Here is a 2,653-nt window from a genome sequence, read left to right on the forward strand (position 1 = left end):
ATTGATGATCATCGAATGAGTTTTGCTGAGAAACGATCAAACCGATCGGATTATTAGTACCAGTAAGCTTCACGCGTCGCCGCGCTTCCACACCTGGCCTATCAACGTGGTAGTCTTCCACGATCCTCAGCGAAGCCTTGTTTTGAGGTTAGTTTCCCGCTTAGATGCTTTCAGCGGTTATCTATTCCATACTTAGCTACCCTGCTGCACAGCTGGCGCCATGACAGGTACACCAGAGGTATGTCCATCCCGGTCCTCTCGTACTAGGGACAGATCCTCTCAAGCTTCGAACACCCACGGCAGATAGGGACCAAACTGTCTCACGACGTTCTGAACCCAGCTCACGTACCACTTTAAATGGCGAACAGCCATACCCTTGGGACCTGCTCCAGCCCCAGGATGTGATGAGCCGACATCGAGGTGCCAAACTTTGCCGTCGATATGGACTCTTGGGCAAAATCAGCCTGTTATCCCTAGAGTACCTTTTATCCGTTGAGCGATGGCCCTTCCACTCGGGACCACCGGATCACTATGGCCGACTTTCGTCTCTGCTCGACTTGTCAGTCTCGCAGTCAGGCGAGCTTATGCCATTGCACTCGACGAGCGATTTCCGACCGCTCTGAGCTCACCATCGCGCGCCTCCGTTACACTTTGGGAGGCGACCGCCCCAGTCAAACTACCCACCACGCCATGTCCCGGGACCGGATAACGGTCCTCGGTTAGACGTCAACGACAGTAAGGGTGGTATTTCAAGGACGACTCCACCAGAGCTGGCGCCCCGGTTTCATAGTCTCCCACCTATCCTACACATACGGTCGCTAACGCCAAGGCGAAGCTATAGTAAAGGTTCATAGGGTCTTTCCGTCTGACCGCGGGAACCCCGCATCTTCACGGGGAATTCAATTTCACTGAGCCTGTGCTGGAGACAGTGGGGAAGTCGTTACGCCATTCGTGCAGGTCGGAACTTACCCGACAAGGAATTTCGCTACCTTAGGACCGTTATAGTTACGGCCGCCGTTTACCTGGGCTTCAGTTCGGAGCTTTCACTCCTCCCTTTAACCTTCAGGCACCGGGCAGGCGTCAGACCCTATACGTCGCATTGCTGCTTCGCAGAGCCCTGTGTTTTTGCTAAACAGTCGCTACCCCCTGGCTTGTGCCACTCAGTCCTGGTTGCCCAGGGTGAGTCACGCTTATTCCGAAGTTACGCGTGCAATTTGCCGAGTTCCTTCAGCACAGTTCTCTCAAACGCCTTGGTATGCTCTACCTGACCACCTGTGTCGGTTTCGGGTACGGTCTCTGCTGGAGTTATTTCCTGGGACGACGCCCCTGCACGGACAATCCAATAAGCCCGTACAAGTTATGCCATCCGTCACTTCCAGCTGGTGCAGGAATATTTACCTGCTTCCCATCGACTACGCTTTTCAGCCTCGCCTTAGGGGCCGACTAACCCTGCGCAGATTAGCTTTACGCAGGAACCCTTGGTCTTTCGGCGAGAGTGTCTCTCACACTCTTATCGTTACTCATGTCAGCATTCTCACTTCCGATACCTCCAGCCAGGCTCACGCCTGACCTTCACCGGCTTACGGAACGCTCCGCTACCGCTTGCACAAAGTGCAAACCCATATCTTCGGCGACTGGCTTGAGCCCCGTTACATTTTCCGCGCAGGATCGCTTGATCAGTGAGCTGTTACGCTTTCTTTAAAGGATGGCTGCTTCTAAGCCAACCTCCTGATTGTCAAAGCAATCCCACATCGTTTCCCACTTAGCCAGTACTTGGGGGCCTTAGATGATGGTTAGGGTTGTTTCCCTTTTCACGACGGACGTTAGCACCCGCCGTGTGTCTGCCCGATAGTTCTCTTAGGTATTCGGAGTTTGGTTAGTATTGGTACCGCTCGCGCAGCCCGCAACCATCCAGTGCTCTACCCCCTAAGGAATTCGTCGGACGCTCTACCTAAATAGATTTCGCGGAGAACCAGCTATGTCCAAGTTTGATTGGCCTTTCACCCCTATCCACAAGTCATCCGAGAATTTTTCAACATTCACCGGTTCGGTCCTCCAGTTGGTGTTACCCAACCTTCAACCTGCTCATGGATAGATCACTTGGTTTCGGGTCGTCATACGTCGAACTTAGCGCCCTATTCAGACTCGCTTTCGCTGCGCCTACACCTAACGGCTTAAGCTTGCTCGACACATGAAGTCGCTGACCCATTATACAAAAGGTACGCCGTCACCCCGCTTGGGGGCTCCGACTGCTTGTAGGCTTCCGATTTCAGGATCTGTTTCACTCCCCTTGTCGGGGTGCTTTTCACCTTTCCCTCACGGTACTTGTTCACTATCGGTCGTAGAGGAGTACTTAGGCTTGGAGGGTGGTCCCCCCATGTTCAGACAGGATTTCACGTGTCCCGCCCTACTCGAGTCTCTTGCTGTTTGATGACTACGGGGCTTTCACCCACTATGGCCGACCTTTCCAGATCGTTCGTCTTTATTTCACAAGAGCACTGGCCTGGTCCCGGTTCGCTCGCCACTACTACGGGAGTCTCGGTTGATGTCCTTTCCTACGGGTACTGAGATGTTTCAGTTCCCCGCGTTCGCTTAATGAAGCCTATGTATTCAGCTCATTATACCTTTCAACAATCCGCCAATCGCTGACCCG

The 2,653-nt window shown here is 53.3% G+C and carries 1 rRNA gene; it reads right to left on the minus strand.

Going from position 1 to position 2,653, the window contains the following annotated elements:
* Positions 1–32: 32 nt before the first annotated feature.
* Positions 33–2,653 (minus strand): 23S ribosomal RNA (locus AC1RKE_RS15970); the annotation flags it as partial.

The organism is Brevundimonas sp. GW822-FHT03E11 (assembly GCF_058801445.1).